Consider the following 1,169-nt stretch of genomic DNA (forward strand, 5'->3'; position numbering starts at 1 on the left):
GCCGCGGCGGGTGTCGCGGGTGTGATGAAGATGGTGCTGGCGATGCAGCACGGGGTGCTTCCGCAGACCCTGCATGTCGATGAGCCGACTCCGCATGTGGACTGGTCGGCGGGCGATATCGCGCTGTTGACGGAGCTGCGGGAGTGGCCGGAGACGGGGCGTCCGCGTCGGGCGGGTGTGTCGTCGTTCGGGTTCAGCGGAACGAACGCGCATACGGTGCTGGAGCAGGCGCCGCTCGCTGCGGAGCCCTCGAAGGCTGCGGAGCTTTTGGAGGCTTCGGAGTCGTCGGGTTCGGGTCGGTCGGTGTCGGCGGGTGTGGTGCCGTGGGTGCTGTCGGCGAAGAGCGATGCGGCGTTGGGCGGCCAGGCGGAGCGGCTGCGGGAGCGGCTGGTGTCCGGTCCGGCCCTGGAGTCGGCGGATGTGGCCTTCTCGCTGGCGACGTCGCGGGCGGCGCTGGAGCGCCGCGCGGTGGTGATCGCATCGGAGCGGGACGGGTTCCTGGCGGCGCTGGAGGCACTGGCCTCCGGCGGACAGGCCCCGGGCCTGGTCACGGGCACGGCCACCGACGGCGCTCTCGCCTTCCTCTTCACCGGCCAGGGCAGCCAGCGGACCGGTATGGGCGCCGAGCTGTACGCGACCTATCCCGTGTTCGCGGACGCGCTCGACGCGGTCTGCGCGCACATGGACGCGCACCTCGACACGCCGCTGAAGGAAGCGCTGTTCTCCTCGGAGAGCGGTGCTCTCGACCAGACCGCCTACACCCAGCCCGCCCTCTTCGCCATCGAGGTCGCCCTCTTCCGGCTCCTCGAAGCGTGGGGTGTACGGCCCGACTTCCTCTCCGGTCATTCGATCGGTGAGATCGCGGCCGCTCATGTCGCCGGGGTGTTCTCCCTGGCCGACGCCTGCACGCTGGTGGCTGCTCGTGGCCGTCTGATGCAGGCGCTGCCCACCGGCGGGGTGATGATCGCTGTTCAGGCTTCTGAGGACGAGGTGCTGCCTCACCTCACCGACCGGGTCAGCATCGCCGCGATCAACGGCCCCCGGTCGGTCGTCGTCGCGGGCGACGAGGACGCGGCCCTCGCGGTCGTCGCCCACTTCGCCGACCGCAAGACCAAGCGGCTCACGGTCAGCCACGCGTTCCACTCGCCGCACATGGACGGCATGCTGGA

The 1,169-nt window shown here is 70.9% G+C and carries 1 protein-coding gene; it reads left to right on the forward strand.

Annotation, left to right across the window (positions count from 1 at the left end; all coding sequences use genetic code 11):
• Window positions 1-1,169: acyltransferase domain-containing protein (locus tag ACF089_RS35930; protein WP_392036451.1), on the forward strand; the 1,169-nt coding region annotated here is incomplete at both ends.

Source organism: Streptomyces sp. NPDC014894 (assembly GCF_043080985.1).
Classification (GTDB): Bacteria; Actinomycetota; Actinomycetes; order Streptomycetales; family Streptomycetaceae; genus Streptomyces.